The following is a 21,097-nucleotide window of genomic DNA, read 5'->3' as shown; positions in this document are numbered from 1 at the left end:
CCGGCGTACTCGCGCCGGAGCACTTATGCTACACTGCGCACCTGTTTTTTTGCCGGTGGTACCAAGTGGCTTATTTTCCCGACGCCTTTCTGACTAAAATGCGTGAAGCAATGCCTTCCACGCTCTCATTCGATGATTTTCTCGCTGCCTGTCAGCGCCCGTTGCGCCGCAGCATTCGCGTCAACACGCTGAAAATCTCCGTTGCCGATTTCCTCACACTGACAGCACCTTACAACTGGTCTCTCACTCCGGTTCCCTGGTGTGCTGAAGGTTTCTGGATCGAACGCGATGAAGATGAGTTAGTGCCGCTCGGTAGCACAGCAGAACATTTAAGCGGCCTGTTTTATATTCAGGAAGCCAGCTCAATGCTGCCAGTCGCTGCGCTGTTTGCCGAAGGCAATACCCCGGAACGCGTAATGGATGTCGCGGCAGCCCCTGGCTCCAAAACCACGCAAATTGCCGCAAAAATGAATAATCGAGGCGCCATTCTGGCGAATGAATTTTCTGCCAGTCGCGTCAAAGTCCTGCATGCCAATATCAGCCGTTGCGGGATAGCCAACGTCGCCCTGACCCATTTTGACGGACGAGTATTTGGCGCTGCGTTGCCGGAATCATTTGATGCCATATTGCTGGACGCCCCGTGTTCCGGGGAAGGCGTAGTGCGTAAAGACCCCGATGCGCTAAAAAACTGGTCGCCAGAAAGTAATCTGGAAATTGCCGCAACTCAGCGCGAACTGCTCGACAGCGCCTTTCACGCTCTGCGCCCCGGCGGCACGTTGGTTTACTCGACCTGTACGCTTAATCGTGACGAAAATGAAAATATCATGCGGTGGTTGATTGAAACCTACCCGGACGCCGTCGAGTTTTTACCACTCGGCGATTTATTTCCACAGGCCGAACGCGCCCTGACGCCGGAAGGATTCCTGCATGTGTTTCCGCAAATTTACGATTGCGAAGGTTTCTTCGTTGCGCGTTTGCGCAAAACAGCCGCCATCCCTCCACTACCTGCGCCGACATATAAAGTCGGTAACTTCCCGTTTAGCCCGCTGAAAGGACGCGAGTCCGCGCTTATCGCGCAAGCCGCGAGCGCTTGTGGACTGCAGTGGGAAGATAATTTACGCCTGTGGCAGCGCGATAAAGAGATTTGGCTGTTCCCAACAGAAATTGAGTCACTGATCGGCAAAGTCCGCTTTTCCCGACTCGGCGTCAAATTAGCCGAAACGCACAATAAAGGCTACCGCTGGCAGCATGAAGCCGTCATCGCGCTCGCCAACCCAAATCACAGCCATGCGTTTGAACTGACGCTTGCCGAAGCTGAAGAGTGGTACCGCGGCCGGGATGTCTACCCACAAGCCACACCGACGAGTGACGACGTACTGGTTACATTCCAGCATCAGCCTATCGGTCTGGCAAAACGTATTGGATCGCGACTGAAGAATAGCTACCCACGCGATCTTGTCCGGGATGGCAAACTCTTTACGGGATAACGCACGTTTTTACTGGCGCTTTTGCTAACGTTGACTACGCTGAAAAATGGACGACCTAACTGGTCGTACCACAATTAGCAAATTAACGGAGAGCACGATGATGAAAACCAGTGTGCGCATTGGCGCTTTTGAAATCGACGACGCCGAGTTACATGGCGAATCGCCGGGGGACCGAACGTTAACCATTCCGTGTAAATCCGACCCGGATTTATGTATGCAACTGGATGCCTGGGATGCCGATACCAGCGTCCCGGCCCTGTTGAACGGAGAACATTCAGTACTATTTCGCGAACACTACGATCGTAAGTCAGATGCCTGGATCATGCGCCTTGCCTGATTCAAAAAGAACCCGTCGCCAGACGGGTTATTTCCTGGTTAATTTCCCTCATCTATCAACATCTTCTACACTACAGCTATGGCTTTACCATTTGAGGATGGAATGTTCACGCTGGTTCTTTTTGTGTGCTACCTGGATGGCGGTTGTGAAGATATCGTGGTTGATGTCTACAAAACTGAGCAGCAGTGCCTGATATCGATGGACGATCAACGTATTCGTAACGGAGGGTGTTTACCCGCGGATGACTACATTGATAGTTTCTGGCACCCGGCCCAGGAATACAGCGATTTTTGATTATTGCAGTTGTACCAGCGTTAACTCGCCGCCAAATACAGCACCGGTATCAATATAATGCAGATTCTCGCGATCCAGCCGATGGAGCAACGGCGTGTGGCCAAACCAAAAGTGATCCGCGCCGCGAATCCCACAACCGTTGTTCATTAGCCTCGAACGATCCCACAGCACACGCTGTAAATCGATCTTTTTTAGCCACAGATAATCATCATCCGGGTAATCGGCATGAGCAATAACGTGTATGCCGTTTTGACAATGCAGCTCCAGAATCCAGGGTAATTGCCAACACTCTTCAAGAGCGAATTTCGCTGCCGGTTGCTCCGCCTGCGCATACCACGAGCCACCATTCATAAACCACATGAATTGATCTCCCGTCACCAGCGCGTCCAGCGCCATCTGCTCATGATTCCCCCTGACCGCGACTATCCAGCGTTTACGCAATAATTTCAGGCAACGCAAACTGTCTGGTCCACGGTCAATAACATCCCCCACTGAAACCAGCAGATCCTGCCAAGGATCAAAACGGTACTGGCGCAGTTTAGCCATCAGTATCGAGAAGCAGCCGTGGATATCCCCAACCACCCAGACGTGACGCCACTGCGTACCGTCGATTCGTTGATAGATATTGTCAGGTCGTCCCATGTCGCCTCCAGAGTACAAGGGTACCTGATTATAATTTTAGCAATGATGGTAAAAAAGCCTGGACGATCGTGGGCAGGAGTATGGTATGGTTTATGGAGAATGCAGCATGCGATAAGCCGTGTTTTGCCCTGGATGGCATCGCATTCGCCACATAAAAAGAGACCGAATACGATTCCTGTATTCGGTCCAGGGAAATGGCTCTTGGGAGAGAGCCGTGCGCTAAAAGTTGGCATTAATGCAGGCTAAGTTACCCTGCCATTTAAGAATAGATGACAGCGCCAGGTTTTCCAGTCCGCGACTAAAGTGGCCGGAAAAAAAGGACGTTTGTTACGCATCTAAACGCAAAAACCGCAAGTTCTCGTGCGAGATCCTTGCGGTTTTTTATTGGAAATCAGAGCGCTACATCTGACAATTAGCAGAGCTTTTCTGCACGCTCCACAAACGGTGCCAGGCTCATTTTTTCGCCCGGTTTCGCCGGGTCATCAATCTGGATAATCTCGATCGGCTTTGCCGTGGTTTTTCCGCTCTCCACCTGCTGTCTGGCAACATCATTCAACGGGTATTGCACCAGCGTACTGGGATTGATGACATACAGCGCGTTACCCGGGCGGCAGGTCAGCATCACCTCTTCCCGATTAAACGCCCACTTATCTTTGCCAACCTCAAAACGGCTGACGGTAATGACCTGCGGCGCAGCCAGCGCGGCTCCGGAGCTTGCCAGGAGTAATAAAGAGATAATGATTTTTTTCATGCGTTTCGCCAGTCCATCAATCAGAAAGGTTCAAGGGTTGCGAACAGGCTGACAATTGCCAGCACAACGGCTCCTATACCCCATTCCAGCTTGGTCATCCAAATAAAATAGAGAGTCATGCCGCGGTTATCCTGCCGCATGCGTGGTACCAGAACATACCGATTCACCAGCGCAATCGCCACCATTAGCATGACCAGAGCACCTTTTAACAAAAGTAGTCGCCCGTAAGCCATGTGCCAGGGAACAGAAAAACCGACAATAAACAGCGCATTCATAATACCGGTAAGTAAAACACCGATAACAAAAAGATGCCCATAGCGTGAGAAGCGCATCATGGTACAAATGGCAGGTTCCCGCCAGCGACCTTGCGCCATTCGCATACAGTAAAGTACGGGTAGCAGGCCACCGAACCAGGCGGCGGCGCATATCAGATGCAAGGCATGGTTAACCTGCTGGATTGCCCCAGTAATACCACTATGCAGCGTCGCATGCCCGACGCCAGCCAGCAAAATAAACTGCGCAATCGTCAGCATTAACAGCCGTCGCGGCATGCTACGCGGTACGATAATAACCACCACCAGAGTGACCAGCGCGAGGATAATCTGCCATAACCAGACGCCGCCAAACTGCGTTTGCAACACCGCGCCCCATACATCTGTAGAGATAACATCCCGCCAGCCTGAGCCCATTAACCCACCCTGGATCGCCAGCATCAGCGTCGCGCTGATAAAGCTCCACGTTGCGGCATGCCGTTGCAGACGCAAAAAACGACGCATCATTAAACGACGAACCGAAACGGGAGCAAGCCATGCGCCGTAAAGCGCACAGCCAAACACCAGCATCAACGTGGTAAAATGGATAAACCGTAATGCAACCCAGGTAAATGCCAGCATCGGTTATTTCACGCTAAAGGTATATTGCCCCTTCGTCTTGTGACCATCCACGGAAACAACGTGCCAGTCGACCGTATATTTTCCAGCTTCAAGTGTTTGATCAAGCGGAACAATCAGCTGTGTTTTGTCCTGCTCACTGCGTGACGCCTTACCCGTTTTGATCTGTTCTTTGTTTGGACCTGTCAGCGTTGCGCCGCTGAATCCCGGCTCTACGCCTTCAGAAAAATTCAGCGTCAACGCCTGAGGAGATGCCGCAACCTCGGCATTAGCCGCCGGGCTTTGTTTTGTGAGGTGGGCATGCGCCAGGGCGGCGGGCGTTGCCAGCACGCTGGCGAGTACGATGAGAGCGCTGCGAAGCATAGATGCAGATGAAGCCATTTCAACTATTCCTTTTTGTTATGTCTAATCTATAGAGAATAACCTTCTACAATGATCGAGTCGAGAATCATCATTTCGGTCTTGCCATTAATGCACACTCTTAGTAACTTTGCGCGCCGAAAGACAGAGAAAAGGAGAAGCCCATGAACATCAATCTGGCCAAACTTGAGCAAGCGGAAATGGATAAGGTCAATGTTGACCTGGCCGCTGCGGGTGTAGCGTTTAAGGAGCGATACAACATGCCGGTTGTTGCCGAAGTTGTTGAGCGTGAACAGCCCGAACATTTACGCGACTGGTTTCGCGAAAGACTCATCGCGCACCGACTGGCATCCGTTTCCCTTTCACGTTTACCTTACGAGCCTAAAGTTAAATAAAACTTATACTACGTTACGATTCCTTACATGATGGCTGCTACAGTATAAGTATATTCTTAATCTATACTTTCAGGATGATTGTAGACACTATGAAAAGGAAATCATTATGTCACACTGGAAAATCGCAGCAGCGCAGTACGAACCTCTTCACACCTCAGTTACCGAGCATGTCGCACATCACCTGCAATTCATTCAGGCAGCCGCCCAATGCCAATGTGAATTGCTGGTCTTTCCTTCCCTCTCCTTGTTAGGTTGTGTTGATGAACATGACGCGCTTCCTGCCCCACCCGATGAAGCGCTGTTAGAACCTCTCGCCCATGCCGCCGTGACTTATCGTATGACAATCATTGCGGGACTACCGGTGGAACATAACAACCGGTTCGTAAAAGGCATCGCGCTCTTTTCTCCCTGGATGACCTCGCCCTTAACGTTTCATCAAAGTCACGGAGCCTGTATCGCCAGACAGCAAAATGCCATTAGCGTAGTGGATAGCCAACCGGAAGGAATCGATATCGACCCGGCTTACTCCCTGTTCACGAGCAGTCAGTCCATTAGCGAACCCGAATTGCTCTCCTCCACATCTCGTCTACAGAGTTTCTCGCATAAGTTTGCCATAGCTGTATTAATGGCCAATGCGCGTGGCAGCAGCGCGTTATGGGATGAGCGAGGCCGATTGATTGTTCGCGCAGACAGCGGTTCTTTGCTGTTAACCGGTCAACGCACGCCACGGGGTTGGCAAGGTGATATCATTCCATTACGCTAGTCGTTTTGGGTCAGGAGCATGGCATGTTGCGCATAATAGATACAGAAACCTGTGGTCTACAGGGAGGCATTGTTGAAATTGCTTCTGTCGATGTGGTTGACGGAAAAATAGTCAACCCAATGAGCCACCTGGTACGCCCTGACCGCCCCATCAGCCCACAGGCGATGGCTATCCATCGCATTACTGAAGCAATGGTGGCCGATAAGCCGTGGATTGAAGACATCATCCCGCAGTATTACGGCAGCGAGTGGTACGTGGCGCACAATGCCAGCTTTGACCGCCGCGTATTACCCGATATGCCCGGGGAGTGGATTTGCACCATGAAGCTCTCCCGTCGTTTGTGGCCGGGGATCAAATACAGCAACATGGCGCTGTATAAATCGCGCAAGCTGAGCGTACAGACGCCAGCGGGTCTCCACCATCACCGAGCCCTGTACGACTGCTACATCACTGCTGCACTTCTGATCGACATCATGCAGACGTCAGGCTGGACAGCCGATCAAATGGTCGATATTACCGGCCGTCCCGCGTTACTCACTACTTTCACTTTTGGTAAGTACCGCGGAAAACCGGTATCAGAAGTGGCTGAACGCGATCCGGGCTATCTGCGCTGGTTATTTAATAACCTTGATAATATGAGCCCGGAACTGCGATTAACGCTAAAACACTATTTGGATCACGCCTGAGCAGGCAGTGTTCCCTGCGCCAGTCCAATCAAAAAAGCGTACTCAAGAGCCACACCTTCGTAAGATTTAAAACGCCCGGATTTACCGCCGTGTCCGGAAGCCATATCCGTGCAAAGTAGCAGCAAATGATCGTCCGTTTTCAGCTCACGCAGTTTTGCCACCCATTTTGCTGGTTCCCAGTATTGCACCTGGGAATCGTGTAATCCCGTCGTGACCAGCAGATGCGGATACGCCTGCGCGGTTACATTGTCATACGGACTGTAGCTTTTAATATAGGTGTAATACTCTTCGTCCTGCGGATTACCCCACTCTTCAAACTCACCGGTCGTCAGGGGAATTGATTCATCCAGCATTGTGGTCAGCACATCGACAAACGGCACCTGAGCAATAACACCATGGAAGCGTTCCGGGCGCTCATTAATGGCGACGCCCATTAACATGCCCCCGGCGCTTCCTCCCATGCCATAACATAACTCAGGCGCGCCATAGCCCATTTTTAGCAGCGCATCACAGACGTCGAGGTAATCATTAAAGGTATTTTTCTTGCGCAGAAACTTACCGTCCTCGTACCACTGTTGTCCTAATTCACCACCGCCACGCACATGGGCAATGGCGTAAACAAAGCCGCGATCCAGTAAGCTTAAACGGCTGCTGCTGAAATCGGCATCCATGCTGGCGCCATATGACCCATAGCCATAAACCAGTAACGGATTTTTTCCTTTCAGGAAATACTTTTGATGATAAACCAGCGAAACCGGAACCTCAGTGCCATCACGTGCCGTTATCCATACGTGTTCGCTACGGTAATTCGCCGCATCAAATCCGGGGACCTCCGTCTGTTTAAGCACACGACGTTCACCGGTGTCCATATCCAGTTCAAACAATGTGTCCGGGGTGGTCATGGAGGAATAGCCATAGCGCAGGCGCGATGTCTCCGGCTCTGGATTATAGGCAAGCCAGGTCACATATGCCGGATCGTCAAAGGCGATCCCGACCACTTCGCGCGTTTTACGATTAATCTGTCGCAGGCTGGTTAAGCCTTGCTGACGCTCTTCTACCACCAGCCAGTCGGTGAATAGCGTAAAGCCCTCCAGCATCACGTTGTCACGCGGAGGGATCAGCGTCTCCCAGGCTTGCTCATCACGAACACGGGTACGGTACAGGCCGAAATTTTTCCCCTGACGGTTGGATCGCAGATAAAAATTGTGCTGATAGTGATCGAGACTATATTCGTGGTCTTTGCGTCGCGCTAAAAAGACCAACGGTTCGGCATCTGCCAGTTCTGCATCAAGCAACAAAACTTCACTGGTGGTCGCACTGGCAATGTGGATAACCACATAATGCAATGATGTGGTTTTATGCAGACTGACATAAAACATGTCATCGGCTTCTTCATACACCAGCTCATCCAGTGACGATGGCGAGCCGACTGTATGTCGCCAGACCTGATACGGCAATAACGTCGTTTCATGCTTGCGCACGTAATAGAAAGTCTGAGAATCATTCGCCCATACCAAATCCGCTTCGACGTTTTCCAGCACTTCCGGATACCAGTTGCCGCTTTGCAGGTTGCGAAAACGCACGCCATATTGCCGGCGAGAGAGATAATCTTCGGCCAGTGCCATGATGGTGTTATCCGGTGATATCGCCAGTCCTCCCAGCGTATAAAACTCGCTGTGTGCCGCGCGCTGGTTCCCATCCAACAAAGTGTCCCAATCATCCCACTCTTCACTGAAGGCAGACTGACGCTGATAAATGGCATATTCGCACCCCGGTTCATAAATATGCCGGTAGCGATAACCATTCTTCACATAGGGGGCAGAAGCATCCTGAGGCGGGATACGGTCGATAATCTCTTTCAGGACGCGATCCTGCAAAGCCTGCTGCGAGGCCATAATCTGACGGCCATACGCATTTTCTTGTTGCAGATAATCCAGCACTTCTGGCTGCGAGCGAGTGTCATCTCGCAACCAGTAATAATTATCAACACGAGTATCGCCATGCTGCGTCATGGCGTGGGGAATACGAGAAGCTTTTGGTAGCATGTCATTGTTCTTTTGCTTAAACATCCTATAAGGGTGGCAAAAGACAGCAATGATGCAAGCGAAACATGCGCCTTAGTGGTAAGTAATTAACCCGGTAACGCCTGTTTTTGTTCCTTGAGATCCTGTTCAATGCCTTCACGAACATCCTGCGGGATCTTCAACGCATCGCCCAGCGCATTGAGATAACTACGTTCCATAAAGTGGTCGATATCAATCGCCGCACAACTGAGGAAGTAAATTTCTAGCGCTTCTTCTTCGTTACGGATCCCATGCGCCAGTCGTTGAGGGTCTAACGGTTGTTCGATGGCGCTTTCAATCAGAATGCGGCCCTGCTCTTCCACGCCCGCTTCACGGAGCTGCTGCTCAATAGCGCTACGTTCTTTGGCATCAATATGGCCATCGCTTTTCGCCGCAAAAACCAGCGCCAGAATCAGGCGTTCGGTTCGCTGATCCAGCGGTGAGCTTTCTGCACCAAACTGCGGCTCATCCTGATGCGCTGCGCGAACTTTATCCTTGTACTTGTTCCATAACACAGTCCCGGCAACCGCGCCGCCGCCTACCAGAAGCGCGCTGGTGCCGTATTTACTCAGTAATTTACGAGAAGATTTGTTGGCAACCAGTAATCCTGCCAGACCGCCTAACGCGCCTGGAACCAGAAGTTTACTCAGCCCTTGCTCGCCAGAAGATGACGCGGAGGAACCTTTTTGCCCAAGAAGAGATTGTAGTTGATTTAGCCAGTTAGCCATTTTGCCCCTCAAGTACAGACGAATAATCATCAAAGCGTACCCGAGGGGATGTCAGGAAGTGTTCAGGTCATCAAAAGATGTGCAAATACCTCCGTTACTGCGGCTGATACTCCGCTGTTCCGGCTTTGCAGTCGACTTTTACCTGATAGTGAATATCCGCACTTTTACCGCGAACCGTCAGGGGAACTGACCATTTCCCGTCTTTGCCCGTAATATCGGGCGTGTTTACCCAGGCGACAGGATCGGCTTGCCCGACGCGCTTTTGATCGTCAGCCCAGCGCGCAATGCGATTTTGTTGATAATCACGTTTCACGCTCGCCGCAATACCGTTAGCGTCCAGTCCCTCACACTTGGGGAACTGGACGTTTTTGCTTTCCATATTTGCCGCAAATACAGATACGCTGGCAGACAGCAGCAGCAGGCTCAATAACGTTCTTTTTTTATACATTCTTTTCTCCTTAATCTCCCCTTCGTCATTCAGATTGCCTGTAGCAACGAGAAATAACGTCAGGGATTGCACAATGATTCAGGGAAAAGCATGGTACAAAACGTCAGGAGCGCAAGTCGTTTCAGGCAGCCTGAGTATCATCCCCAGCGTGCGCATCGTTTTCGACAGCCTGCGGCGAAGGCAGCTTGCCATTTTTCAGAATGGCGCTCAGCACATCTTTTTGCTCAGCCAGCCACAGGGAAAGCGCTTCGCGCTGCTCGTCTTCAAGCGCTACCGGCGATTGCTCCAGCCATGTGTCGAGCAGATCTGCTGTATCCAGCATTTTGTCATACGCATCGGCTTCCTTTTTGCTGGTAAACGACATTTTTTCCTCACCTTCCCGAATGACTACGTATTTAACTTCAACCGCCATTTTGCAGCCTCTTAAATTACCTGTATTTATGTACAGTATATTCTTTTTAAGCCCTGAAATCAACCTGGTAATAAAGACAGACGCAAACGTTTTCGTATATACTGCGCCCAGATAAAACAGGGGATTAATTTATGACGTTATTAGGCACAGCGCTGCGTCCAGCAGCAACGCGAGTGATGTTATTAGGTTCGGGAGAACTGGGTAAAGAAGTGGCAATTGAATGTCAACGCCTGGGTGTGGAAGTCATTGCCGTGGATCGTTACCCCGACGCGCCAGCCATGCACGTTGCCCATCGCTCATACGTTATCAACATGCTGGATGGCGAAGCATTACGCCAGCTCGTCGAGCGTGAAAAACCACATTATATCGTGCCGGAAATTGAGGCGATCGCCACGGATATGCTGGTAAAACTGGAGCAGGAAGGCCAGCGTGTTGTGCCATGTGCAAGAGCAACGCAACTGACCATGAACCGGGAAGGAATCCGTCGCCTCGCCGCCGAAGAATTGTCTCTACCGACCTCTTCTTACCGCTTTGCTGACAGTGAAGTCCGCTTTCGCGAAGCCGTCGCTGAAATCGGCTATCCCTGCATCGTGAAACCGGTAATGAGTTCGTCCGGTAAAGGACAAAGCTTTATCCGTTCAGCCGATCAGCTCGCTGCAGCCTGGGACTATGCTCAACAGGGCGGTCGGGCTGGTGCCGGACGCGTTATCGTCGAAGGCGTAGTGAATTTTGATTTTGAAATCACCCTGCTAACCGTTAGCGCCGTTGATGGCGTGCATTTCTGCGCGCCGGTTGGACATCGACAGGAAGATGGCGATTATCGCGAGTCCTGGCAGCCGCAGCAGATGAGTGAACTGGCGCTGGCGCGCGCGCAGGAGATTGCCCGCAAGGTGGTGCTGGCGCTGGGTGGTCACGGACTGTTTGGCGTGGAGCTGTTTGTCTGCGGTGATGAGGTGATTTTCAGCGAAGTCTCCCCTCGCCCTCACGACACGGGTATGGTGACCTTAATTTCGCAGGATCTGTCTGAGTTTGCCCTGCACGTACGTGCATTTCTCGGTCTGCCCGTTGGCGAAATCCGCCAGTATGGGCCTTCTGCTTCCGCTGTTATTCTGCCGCAACTTACCAGTCAGAATATCACGTTTGATAACGTGCAGGCCGCTGTAGGTGCGGGTATGCAAGTTAGGTTCTTCGGCAAACCGGACATCGACGGGAGCCGTCGTCTGGGCGTTGTGCTGGCCACAGCACAGAGCATTGAAGATGCGGTGATACGCGCGAAAGACGCGGCCGCACAGGTGAAAGTTACTGGATAAAAAAACGGGCCGAATGGCCCGTTACAGATTCCCATGCCCGGTAGTGATTACCGGGCATTTTGCGCAATTATTGCTTCGCGCCTTCAACAGCCTCACGAGCCAGTTTGGTAATGCGATCGTAATCACCTGCTTCCAGCGCATCTGCCGGAACCAGCCAGGAACCACCGATGCACAGCACGCTTTTCAGTGCCAGGTAGTCGCGGTAATTCGCTGGAGAGATCCCACCGGTTGGGCAGAAACGGACCTGTGAGAACGGACCCGCAATCGCCTGCAGCGCTTTAGTACCGCCATTTGCTTCAGCAGGGAAGAATTTGAACTCTTTCAAACCGTAGTCCATACCCAGCATCAGTTCAGACACGGTGCTGATACCAGGGATCAACGGAATAGTGCCTTCAGTTGCGGCTTTCAGCAACGGCTCGGTCAGACCCGGACTGATAGCAAACTGTGCACCGGCTTCGGTAACTTCAGCCAGCTGTTGTGGATTCAGTACAGTACCTGCACCAACGATAGCGTCCGGAACTTCTTTTGCGATCGCGCGAATGGCATCCATCGCACATGCGGTACGTAGGGTCACTTCCAGAACGCGCACGCCGCCTGCAACCAGCGCTTTTGCCATCGGCACGGCGTGTTCCAGTTTATTAACCACGATAACCGGTACAACCGGGCCAGTGGTCAGGATTGCTTCTGCACTTGTCTTCCAGTTTTTCATCAGAGTTTTCTCTCGCCTGATTACAAAATAAGTCTTAAAAAGTGATACAGGTTGCGCCCTGTTCCGCACCGGACAGCTTTTCACGCAACGCGCTGAACATTTCACGGCCTGTGCCCACGCGCGATGCGCTGAGGTCAGGAATATGAGGCTGACGAGAAGCAAGTTCCTCTTCATCAACCAGCAGCGTCAATTCACCTGTCTGTCCATTCACACGAATGATGTCGCCATCGCGTACTTTTGCCAGCAGCCCGCCATCATAGGCTTCTGGGGTTACATGGATTGCTGAAGGCACTTTACCTGAAGCACCTGAAAGTCGTCCATCGGTAACTAACGCAATTTTGAAACAACGGTCCAATAATACACCAAGTGGCGGCATGAGTTTATGTAATTCTGGCATTCCGTTTGCTTTTGGTCCCTGATGGCGCACAACTACTACGCAATCACGGTCGAGCAGTCCCGCATCGAAGGCAGGCAATACATCATGCTGACTTTCGAAAACAACCGCGGGCGCTTCAATCACCTGATTTTCTACCGGTACCGCCGACGTTTTCATCACTGCGCGGCCGAGGTTTCCACTCAGCACTTTGGTGCCGCCGTGGTGGGAGAAAGGCTGGTCAAAGGTGGCTATCACGTTGCTGTCCAGCGACTTCGCCGCACCTTCACGCCAGTCCAGCTCACCCTCGTTGAGCCAAGGCTCCATGGTGTAGCGCGATAAACCAAACCCGGCAACGGTGTTCACATCTTCATGCAGCAGACCCGCGTTAAGCAGTTCGCGCATTAACACCGGCACGCCACCCGCCGCCTGGAAGTGGTTAATGTCTGCCGGACCATTCGGGTACAGACGCGCCATCAGCGGCACAATATCGGACAGATCGGAGAAGTCGTCCCAGTTAATCAGAATACCGGCTGCGCGCGCCATCGCGACCAGGTGCATTGTATGGTTAGTGGAGCCCCCGGTCGCCAGCAGCGCGACAATACCGTTGACCACTACTTTTTCATCGATCATTTTACCGATCGGCATCCATTCATTGCCGTTGCCGGTCAGACGCGTTACCTGACGAGCCGCAGCGGCGGTCAACGCTTCGCGCAGCGGCGCATCCGGGTGCACGAATGAGGAGCCTGGCAGTTGCATCCCCATAAACTCCACCACCATCTGGTTGGTGTTTGCCGTGCCATAGAACGTACAGGTACCCGGTGCGTGATAAGACGCAGCTTCGGATTCAAGCAGCGCCATACGATTGACTTTACCTTCAGCATACAACTGACGGATACGCACTTTTTCTTTGTTCGCCAGACCACTCGCCATCGGGCCGGAGGGAATAAAGATCGAAGGCAGATGACCAAATGACAGTGCCGCCATCACCAGACCCGGGACAATTTTGTCGCACACGCCAAGGAATAACGCGCCGTCGAACATATTATGTGAGAGGCCCACAGCAGCCGACATAGCAATCACTTCGCGACTCAACAGCGAAAGCTCCATCCCATCCTGTCCCTGGGTCACACCGTCGCACATCGCAGGAACACCGCCAGCAACCTGGCCTACCGCATTGGCTTCATGCAGCGCTTTACGAATGATGTCCGGGTAATGCTCGTACGGCTGATGTGCGGAAAGCATGTCGTTATAGGAGGTAATGATCGCGATATTGTTACGCAGCATGCTTTTCAGCGAAGCCTTGTCATCCGGCTGGCAGGCAGCAAAACCATGCGCCAGGTTACCGCACGCCAGTTGTGAACGATGAACGGTAGTCGATTTCGCTTGTTCAATACGGGCAAGGTAGGCGGAACGTGTGTCGCGAGAACGTTCGACGATACGTTGTGTTACGCGTAACAAATTCGGATTCATAGAGGCTCCTAAAATTTATCTGTCAGAGCGTTGGAAAAACAATGTGTTTCAGTTGGCTTAAAAACAGCTGAATCGCTTGTTAGCCGTAGCTCAGGGGCAAAATCGTTTCAGGCAGTGTAATAAAAAAAGCCCCGCGGGTGAATCCACGCGAGGCTTAAAAGTGCAAAAATTATTCTACAATCTGTGTTAGATCATGTTACCGGTAAAATAACACCTATGGGCTAGATGATATTTTACTCGAATTCGTTCCAGGAACGACCATCACGGGTAATCATGGCCACAGAGGCAACCGGTCCCCAAGTCCCGGCCTGATAAGGCTTCGGCGCGTCGTTGTCCATTGCCCAGGCTTCGGTAATAGAGTCGACCCACTTCCATGCTTCTTCAACTTCATCTCGACGCACAAACAGCGCCTGAATGCCGCGCATCGTTTCAAGCAGCAGACGCTCATAAGCGTCGGCCAGATGTGTTTGGTTGAAGGTTTCGGAGTAGCTCAGATCAAGTTTGGTAATTTGCAGGTTATGCTTGTGATCCAGACCCGGCACTTTGTTCAGTACCTGGATATCGACACCTTCATCAGGCTGCAAACGGATGGTCAGCTTGTTCTGTGGCAGGTCCTGCCAGGATTCTCTGAACAGGTTCAGCTCAGGCGTTTTGAAGTAAACCACGACTTCAGAGCACTTGGTCGGTAAACGTTTACCGGTACGCAGGTAGAATGGAACACCCGCCCAGCGCCAGTTATCGATATCCACACGGATTGCCACAAACGTTTCCGTGTTGCTGCTCTTGTTGGCACCTTCTTCTTCCAGGTATCCCGGAACTTTTTTGCCCTGGGCAAAACCGGCGGTGTACTGACCGCGAACCGTTTTTTCTCGCACGTTCGAACGATCGATGCGACGCAGTGATTTCAGTACCTTCACTTTTTCATCACGGATGCTGTCAGCGCTCAGATCGGACGGTGGAGACATCGCGATCATGCATAGGATTTGCAGCAGGTGGTTCTGGATCATGTCGCGCATCTGACCGGCCTGGTCAAAGTAGCCCCAGCGCCCTTCAATGCCCACTTCTTCCGCCACGGTAATTTCTACGTGATCGATAGTGCGGTTATCCCAGTTGTTCACAAACAGGGAGTTGGCAAAACGCAGTGCCAACAGGTTCAGTACCGTCTCTTTGCCGAGATAGTGGTCGATGCGGTAAACCTGGCACTCTTCGAAATACTCGCCTACCTGATCATTGATTTCGCGCGATGTTGCCAGTGACGTTCCTAACGGTTTTTCCATCACCACGCGGGCAGGCTTAGCATTCAGCTTTGCTTCACCCAAGCCTTTGCAGATTGCGCCAAAAGTGCTTGGTGGCATCGCGAAATAGTTAATAGTGGTACGTGATTTCTGATCCAGCATTTCACCCAGACGGCTAAATGCGGCGGTATCATTGACGTCCAGATTACAAAACTCCAGACGACCGCTGAGGGTCTCCCATAAACCTTCATCGATTTTTTCTTTCATGAAGGTTTCGAGCGCTTCGCGCACAACCTTGGTATAAGCTGCTTTGTCCCAGTCGGCACGCCCAACCCCAATGATACGGGTTTCCGGGTTAATCTGGCCGGCCTTTTCCAGTTGATACAGGGAAGGCAGCAATTTCCGTCGCGCCAGGTCGCCCTTCGCACCGAAAATGACCAGGTCACATGCCTGGGCTGTTTGCGTTACCGCCATGTCATTCTCCTCAATTAAGTGCCTGGTGCTTTTGCCAGACACTGGTTGTAATTTTATTACAGTGCACTGTACTGCTTTTACGTGAATCCGGAAACCGTAAACGCTTATCCAGCCGTGCTGTTACCGCGAACAGCCGCTTTATTGGCGTATAACCCATCAAAATGGATAAAAAAGTCGTATTTTCCGTACCCATGACGAAGTATGAAAATCCGACTCCGATCATGTAATGAAAAAAAACAACAACTATTCTGTCCATTTTGCTCCGTTGCTGCATTAGCAGGGGTAATATCTATACACTAAATTGTGTATCGGTTTCCCCGTATCGCTGAAATCGTTTTTGCCCATGACCCATGAGTCTACCTACATCATGAATATGCTGGAAAAAATCCAGTTAAAACTGGAACATTTGAGCAAGTCAGAGCGTAAAGTCGCCGACATTATTCTTGCCTCTCCCGAGCGGGCAATCCATTCAAGCATCGCTGCACTTGCTGTAGAAGCGAATGTCAGCGAGCCAACGGTGAACCGTTTCTGTCGCAGCATGGACACCCGCGGCTTTCCTGATTTTAAACTGCATCTGGCGCAAAGTCTGGCAAATGGCACCCCTTATGTTAATCGCAATGTGGATGAGGATGACAGCGTAGAATCTTACACGGGGAAAATCTTCGAGTCAGCGATGGCAAGCCTCGACCACGTTCGCCAGTCGCTGGATAACGCGGCGGTAAACCGGGCGGTAGATTTATTAACCCAGGCGAAGAAAATTGCCTTCTTTGGTTTAGGTTCTTCCGCCGCGGTAGCGCATGACGCGATGAATAAATTTTTCCGCTTTAACGTGCCGGTAATTTATTCCGACGATATTGTTCTGCAACGCATGAGTTGTATGAATTGTAGCGACGACGACGTCATTGTGCTTATTTCTCATACCGGAAGAACCAAAAGTCTGGTTGAACTGGCGCAATTAGCGCGGGAAAACGATGCCATGGTTATCGCCCTCACCTCTCCCGGTACGCCACTGGCACGGGAAGCCACGCTGGCAATTACCCTCGATGTACCGGAAGATACTGACATTTATATGCCCATGGTCTCTCGACTTGCTCAACTGACCGTGATAGATGTGCTGGCTACAGGATTTACTTTGCGCCGAGGGGCAAAATTTAGAGATAACTTGAAGCGTGTCAAGGAAGCGCTCAAGGAATCGCGTTTTGATAAAGAATTACTCATCAAGAGTGATGACCGCTAAAAGCAATAACAATGTTCTACCCTTTTATCATCCGGGTTGTTCATTTACCGTTAATGTTTGAGAACGGCCGGATCAATGTTCACGCAACACCAAGTTGTTTCAGTCAACGGAGTATTACATGTCCAGAAGGCTTCGCAGAACCAAAATCGTTACCACGTTAGGCCCGGCAACTGACCGCGATAACAACCTTGAGAAGATTATCGCCGCGGGTGCGAACGTCGTACGTATGAACTTTTCCCACGGCTCTCCAGAAGATCACAAACTGCGGGCGGATAAAGTCCGTGAAATTGCCGCAAAACTGGGACGTCATGTAGCTATTTTGGGTGACCTGCAGGGACCTAAAATCCGCGTATCCACCTTTAAAGAAGGTAAAGTATTTCTTAACGTTGGCGACAAGTTCCTGTTAGACGCCAACCTCGGCAAAGGCGAAGGCGACAAAGAAAAAGTCGGTATTGATTATAAAGGGCTGCCTGCTGACGTCGTGCCTGGCGATATCCTGCTGCTCGACGATGGTCGCGTACAGCTTAAGGTGCTGGAAGTTCAGGGCATGAAAGTCTTCACCGAAGTCACCGTCGGTGGCCCGCTATCCAATAACAAAGGCATCAACAAACTGGGCGGCGGTCTCTCTGCTGAAGCCCTGACCGAAAAAGACAAAGCCGACATCATTACCGCAGCACAAATCAGCGTTGACTATCTGGCTGTCTCCTTCCCGCGCTGCGGCGAAGATCTGAATTATGCCCGCCGTCTGGCGCGCGATGCCGGTTGCGATGCGAAAATTGTCGCCAAAGTAGAACGTGCAGAAGCCGTCTGCGACCAGAATGCGATGGATGACATCATCCTGGCTTCTGACGTAGTGATGGTAGCCCGTGGCGACCTGGGTGTTGAAATCGGTGACCCTGAGCTGGTAGGTATTCAGAAAGCGTTGATTCGTCGCGCGCGCCAGCTGAACCGTGCGGTCATCACCGCTACGCAGATGATGGAGTCGATGATTACCAACCCAATGCCGACTCGTGCGGAAGTGATGGATGTGGCTAACGCCGTCCTCGACGGCACCGATGCCGTGATGCTCTCTGCAGAAACAGCTGCAGGTCAGTACCCGGCGGAAACCGTCGCGGCAATGGCGCGCGTCTGTCTCGGCGCTGAAAAGATCCCGAGCATCAACGTCTCTAAACACCGCCTTGACGTGCAGTTTGATAACGTTGAAGAAGCGATTGCGATGTCAGCGATGTACGCTGCTAACCACCTGAAAGGGGTCACCGCTATCATCGCAATGACGGAGTCCGGTCGCACTGCGCTGATGACTTCTCGTATCAGTTCCGGCCTGCCGATTTTCGCGATGTCTCGTCATGAGCGTACGCTGAATCTGACCTCCCTGTACCGCGGTGTCACCCCGGTTCACTTCGACAGCGAAACTGACGGCGTCGTTGCCGCCAATGAAGCGGTGAACCTGCTGCGCGATAAAGGCTACCTGGTTTCTGGTGACCTGGTGATCGTGACCCAGGGCGATGTGATGAGCACCATTGGCTCAACCAACACCACGCGTATTCTGACCGTAGAATAAGTCGCTTAAATGTAAAAAAGCCTCTCGTTTGAGAGGCTTTTTTTTATTTCTTCGGATAGAGATCTTTGCGCTTATAGGGCTCAATCTCGCCGGGTTTACGCGTCTTAAGCAGTTTCAGAATCCAGGTGTATTGTTCGACATGAGGCGTGACAAAAATCTCCACCTCTTCGTTCATCCGTCTGGCAATGGTGTGGTCATCCGCCGTCAGGATGTCATCCATCGGTGGACGAACATGGATCGTCAGGCGGTGCGTTCTCCCATCGTATACGGGGAACAGCGGTACCACGCGCGCGTGGCAGACTTTCATCAGACGTCCAATCGCCGGTAACGTTGCTTTATAGGTAGCAAAAAAATCAACAAACTCGCTGTGTTCAGGTCCATGGTCCTGATCCGGCAGATAGTATCCCCAATATCCCTGACGGACAGACTGAATAAACGGTTTGATGCCATCATTACGCGCATGCAAACGACCACCAAAGCGACGGCGTACCGTGTTCCAGACGTAATCGAATACCGGGTTCCCCTGATTGTGGAACATCGCAGCCATTTTCTGTCCCTGGGACGCCATCAGCATCGCCGGGATATCTACCCCCCAGCCATGTGGAACGAGAAAAATAACTTTTTCATCGTTGCGCCGCATCTCTTCGATGATTTCCAGGCCCTGCCAGTCAACCCGACTCTGAATTTTCTCCGGGCCACGTATTGCTAATTCAGCCATCATGACCATCGCCTGAGGCGCAGTTGCATACATATCATCAACAATGGCTTCACGCTCAGCTTCGCTACGTTCAGGAAAGCAGAGGGATAAATTGATCAATGCTCTGCGACGGGAGCTTTTTCCCAGTCTTCCGGCAAGCCGTCCGAGTTTTGCCAGAATAGGATCACGAAATGCTGCCGGCGTTAACGCAATACCAGCTATCGCCGCCACCCCCAGCCAGGCGCCCCAGTAGCGCGGATGGCGAAATGATTTGTGAAACTCAGGGATATACTCAATATTCTTTTTTTTCGTTTCCATGCTCTTCCAGTGTCTGGTGCCGCGAAAAGTAAATCTGCTGATAGTGTAGCGGCGCACCGTGCGCCGTACAAAATAAAAAAGCCGGCACGCATAGCGTACCGGCTTTGTCAGTGTACTAATTAATCAAAACGTAGCTGAGGCATAACCTCTTTCACCTGCGCCAGGTAATCGGTGCGATCCGAGCCGGTCAGACCCTCTGTACGCGGCAGTTTCGCCGTCAAAGGGTTCACGGCCTGCTGGTTAACCCATACTTCATAGTGCAGATGCGGCCCCGTTGAACGCCCGGTGTTACCTGACAGCGCGATACGATCGCCACGTTTAACTTTTTGACCTGGTTTCACCAACAGCTTACGCAGGTGCATATAACGCGTGGTGTAGGTGCGACCATGACGAACCGCAACATAGTATCCGGCAGCGCCGCTACGCTTCGCTACAACCACTTCACCATCGCCCACCGACAGTACCGGCGTCCCCTGCGGCATCGCAAAGTCGACACCTTTGTGCGGCGCTACGCGTCCAGTCACCGGATTCAGGCGACGCGGGTTAAAGTTCGAGGAAATACGGAACTGTTTCGCCGTCGGGAAACGCATGAAGCCTTTCGCCAGCCCGGTACCATTACGGTCATAGAACTTACCGTCTGCTGCACGGATAGCATAATAGTCTTTGCCTTCAGAACGTAAACGCACGCCCAGCAGTTGGCTTTGCTCGCGCTTGCCGTCCAGCATTTCGCGAGACATCAGCACCGAGAACTCATCACCTTTTTTCAGTTTGCGGAAATCCATCTGCCACTGCATGGCCTTAATCACTGCGCTGATTTCAGAGCTGGTCAGACCGGCATCTTTGGCGCTGGCGACGAAGCTTCCGCCCACCGTGCCTTTGATACGACTGTTAACCCAATCGCCCTGTTGCATTTCGCTGCTCATTTTGAAACCCGTCGCAGTGCGATCGTAAGTACGGGTTTCACGGCGGGATACTTCCCAGGTCAGACGCTGCAGGTCACCTTCCGCGCTTAAGGTCCAGGAAAGCTGCTGACCAATTTTCAGATTACGCAGCTCTTTATCGGAAGCAGCGAGTTGACTGATATCGCCCATATCGATGCCGTACTGATTCAGAATACTGCTCAGCGTATCGCCAGTGGAGACGACATACTCATGCACACCAGCTTCACCAGACGTTTTGTCATCCAGTTCATCCTGCGGAATGGCTTCGTCTTCCTGTGCAGCCTGATCAATAGGTTCGCTTGCCTCAGGCAACAGTGAACGAATCTCGCTTTTTTCCAGCTCGATAGTTTTAACGATGGGTGCAGAATCGGGATGGTAAACATAAGGCCGCCAGACGGCAACGGCCAATGTCAGTACGGTAAGCGACCCCAGCATAACGCGATGGGGTCGCGGCAGATTATTAAATGCCAGAGCGACAGAGCGGGCTATCTGTTGCACGTATTCACTTCCTCA

General features: G+C 51.8%; 22 protein-coding genes. 9 read left to right on the top strand and 13 right to left on the bottom strand.

Going from position 1 to position 21,097, the window contains the following annotated elements; genetic code table 11:
• Positions 1–98: 98 nt before the first annotated feature.
• The 3 genes from rsmF (at position 99) to GUC46_RS10175 (ending at position 2,118) form a co-directional block, all read left to right on the top strand.
• The gene (gene rsmF / locus GUC46_RS10185; RefSeq protein ID WP_061548593.1) at positions 99–1,487 is read left to right on the top strand and encodes a 16S rRNA (cytosine(1407)-C(5))-methyltransferase RsmF; all 1,389 of its coding nucleotides are present in this window, start codon (positions 99–101) and stop codon (positions 1,485–1,487) included.
• 100 nt (positions 1,488–1,587) lie between these two features.
• Complete coding sequence (locus tag GUC46_RS10180) at positions 1,588–1,824, top strand: YebV family protein (protein ID WP_029139506.1); 237 nt, start codon at positions 1,588–1,590, stop codon at positions 1,822–1,824.
• Positions 1,825–1,926: 102 nt separating this feature from the next.
• The gene (locus GUC46_RS10175) at positions 1,927–2,118 is read left to right on the top strand and encodes a YebW family protein (RefSeq protein WP_003034941.1); all 192 of its coding nucleotides are present in this window, start codon (positions 1,927–1,929) and stop codon (positions 2,116–2,118) included.
• Here the strand turns inward: GUC46_RS10175 and pphA are convergent, their stop codons facing one another.
• The 4 genes from pphA to yobA form a co-directional block, all read right to left on the bottom strand.
• Positions 2,119–2,760 (bottom strand): protein-serine/threonine phosphatase, encoded by a 642-nt coding sequence (pphA, locus tag GUC46_RS10170; protein ID WP_058842357.1) that lies wholly within the window; start codon positions 2,758–2,760, stop codon positions 2,119–2,121. It abuts the gene before it with no gap.
• 412 nt (positions 2,761–3,172) lie between these two features.
• Positions 3,173–3,511, bottom strand: coding sequence for a YebY family protein (locus GUC46_RS10165; protein ID WP_003833793.1), 339 nt, complete (start codon positions 3,509–3,511; stop codon positions 3,173–3,175).
• A gap of 20 nt (positions 3,512–3,531) precedes the next feature.
• Positions 3,532–4,404, bottom strand: coding sequence for a copper homeostasis membrane protein CopD (gene copD / locus GUC46_RS10160; protein ID WP_049002332.1), 873 nt, complete (start codon positions 4,402–4,404; stop codon positions 3,532–3,534).
• A 3-nt stretch (positions 4,405–4,407) separates the two neighbouring features.
• Positions 4,408–4,782 (bottom strand): CopC domain-containing protein YobA, encoded by a 375-nt coding sequence (gene yobA, locus GUC46_RS10155; protein WP_044711069.1) that lies wholly within the window; start codon positions 4,780–4,782, stop codon positions 4,408–4,410.
• 143 nt (positions 4,783–4,925) lie between these two features.
• Between yobA and GUC46_RS10150 the strand changes: the two genes are divergently transcribed.
• The 3 genes from GUC46_RS10150 to exoX all read left to right on the top strand — a co-directional run bounded on the left by GUC46_RS10150 (position 4,926) and on the right by exoX (position 6,605).
• Positions 4,926–5,156 (top strand): DNA polymerase III subunit theta, encoded by a 231-nt coding sequence (locus tag GUC46_RS10150; RefSeq protein WP_003034925.1) that lies wholly within the window; start codon positions 4,926–4,928, stop codon positions 5,154–5,156.
• 106 nt (positions 5,157–5,262) lie between these two features.
• Entirely contained in the window at positions 5,263–5,919 is a 657-nt protein-coding gene (locus GUC46_RS10145) for a carbon-nitrogen hydrolase family protein (protein WP_003841657.1), read from the top strand.
• A gap of 23 nt (positions 5,920–5,942) precedes the next feature.
• A complete protein-coding gene (exoX, locus tag GUC46_RS10140; protein ID WP_003841659.1) occupies positions 5,943–6,605 on the top strand; it encodes an exodeoxyribonuclease X in 663 nt (220 codons plus the stop codon).
• Here the strand turns inward: exoX and ptrB are convergent.
• The 4 genes from ptrB to yebG form a co-directional block, all read right to left on the bottom strand.
• Entirely contained in the window at positions 6,596–8,650 is a 2,055-nt protein-coding gene (ptrB, locus tag GUC46_RS10135; protein ID WP_201743314.1) for an oligopeptidase B, read from the bottom strand. The two genes, exoX and ptrB, sit on opposite strands and share 10 nt — an antisense overlap.
• An 86-nt stretch (positions 8,651–8,736) precedes the next feature.
• Positions 8,737–9,396: a tellurite resistance TerB family protein gene (locus GUC46_RS10130; protein ID WP_130714587.1), complete on the bottom strand. Its 660-nt coding sequence runs from the start codon at positions 9,394–9,396 to the stop codon at positions 8,737–8,739.
• 94 nt (positions 9,397–9,490) lie between these two features.
• The gene (gene yebF / locus GUC46_RS10125; protein WP_003034909.1) at positions 9,491–9,844 is read right to left on the bottom strand and encodes a protein YebF; all 354 of its coding nucleotides are present in this window, start codon (positions 9,842–9,844) and stop codon (positions 9,491–9,493) included.
• Positions 9,845–9,965: 121 nt separating this feature from the next.
• Positions 9,966–10,256, bottom strand: a complete 291-nt coding sequence (yebG, locus tag GUC46_RS10120; protein ID WP_003034906.1) for a DNA damage-inducible protein YebG — start codon at positions 10,254–10,256, stop codon at positions 9,966–9,968.
• A gap of 131 nt (positions 10,257–10,387) precedes the next feature.
• Here yebG and purT point away from each other — a divergent pair, with 131 nt between their 5' ends.
• Entirely contained in the window at positions 10,388–11,566 is a 1,179-nt protein-coding gene (gene purT / locus GUC46_RS10115; RefSeq protein WP_044700298.1) for a formate-dependent phosphoribosylglycinamide formyltransferase, read from the top strand.
• Between the two features lie 67 nt (positions 11,567–11,633).
• Here the strand turns inward: purT and kdgA are convergent, their stop codons facing one another.
• From kdgA to zwf, 3 genes are all read right to left on the bottom strand, one after another.
• Positions 11,634–12,275, bottom strand: coding sequence for a bifunctional 4-hydroxy-2-oxoglutarate aldolase/2-dehydro-3-deoxy-phosphogluconate aldolase (gene kdgA, locus GUC46_RS10110; RefSeq protein WP_003034901.1), 642 nt, complete (start codon positions 12,273–12,275; stop codon positions 11,634–11,636).
• 34 nt (positions 12,276–12,309) lie between these two features.
• Positions 12,310–14,121 carry a phosphogluconate dehydratase gene (edd, locus tag GUC46_RS10105; RefSeq protein ID WP_130714586.1) on the bottom strand — a complete coding sequence of 604 codons (1,812 nt, stop codon included), beginning with the start codon at positions 14,119–14,121 and terminating at the stop codon, positions 12,310–12,312.
• A gap of 233 nt (positions 14,122–14,354) precedes the next feature.
• Positions 14,355–15,830 (bottom strand): glucose-6-phosphate dehydrogenase, encoded by a 1,476-nt coding sequence (gene zwf / locus GUC46_RS10100; RefSeq protein ID WP_003034896.1) that lies wholly within the window; start codon positions 15,828–15,830, stop codon positions 14,355–14,357.
• Positions 15,831–16,197: 367 nt separating this feature from the next.
• Between zwf and GUC46_RS10095 the strand changes: the two genes are divergently transcribed.
• Both GUC46_RS10095 and pyk read left to right on the top strand, forming a co-directional pair.
• Positions 16,198–17,067, top strand: a complete 870-nt coding sequence (locus GUC46_RS10095) for a MurR/RpiR family transcriptional regulator (RefSeq protein ID WP_003034893.1) — start codon at positions 16,198–16,200, stop codon at positions 17,065–17,067.
• A 118-nt stretch (positions 17,068–17,185) separates the two neighbouring features.
• The gene (gene pyk, locus GUC46_RS10090; RefSeq protein ID WP_003034890.1) at positions 17,186–18,628 is read left to right on the top strand and encodes a pyruvate kinase; all 1,443 of its coding nucleotides are present in this window, start codon (positions 17,186–17,188) and stop codon (positions 18,626–18,628) included.
• 43 nt (positions 18,629–18,671) lie between these two features.
• On the opposite strand, the gene lpxM is transcribed toward pyk, so the two are convergent.
• Both lpxM and mepM read right to left on the bottom strand, forming a co-directional pair.
• Positions 18,672–19,643, bottom strand: coding sequence for a lauroyl-Kdo(2)-lipid IV(A) myristoyltransferase (lpxM, locus tag GUC46_RS10085; RefSeq protein WP_003841672.1), 972 nt, complete (start codon positions 19,641–19,643; stop codon positions 18,672–18,674).
• A gap of 119 nt (positions 19,644–19,762) precedes the next feature.
• Positions 19,763–21,082 carry a murein DD-endopeptidase MepM gene (mepM, locus tag GUC46_RS10080; RefSeq protein ID WP_003034883.1) on the bottom strand — a complete coding sequence of 440 codons (1,320 nt, stop codon included), beginning with the start codon at positions 21,080–21,082 and terminating at the stop codon, positions 19,763–19,765.
• Positions 21,083–21,097: the final 15 nt, after the last annotated feature.

Origin of the sequence: Citrobacter sp. LUTT5 (assembly GCF_009905315.1) — a bacterium.
GTDB classification, from domain to species: Bacteria; Pseudomonadota; Gammaproteobacteria; order Enterobacterales; family Enterobacteriaceae; genus Citrobacter; species Citrobacter freundii.
The sequence above is the reverse complement of the archived record's forward strand: the minus strand, read 5'-3'. Positions and strand labels throughout refer to the sequence as shown.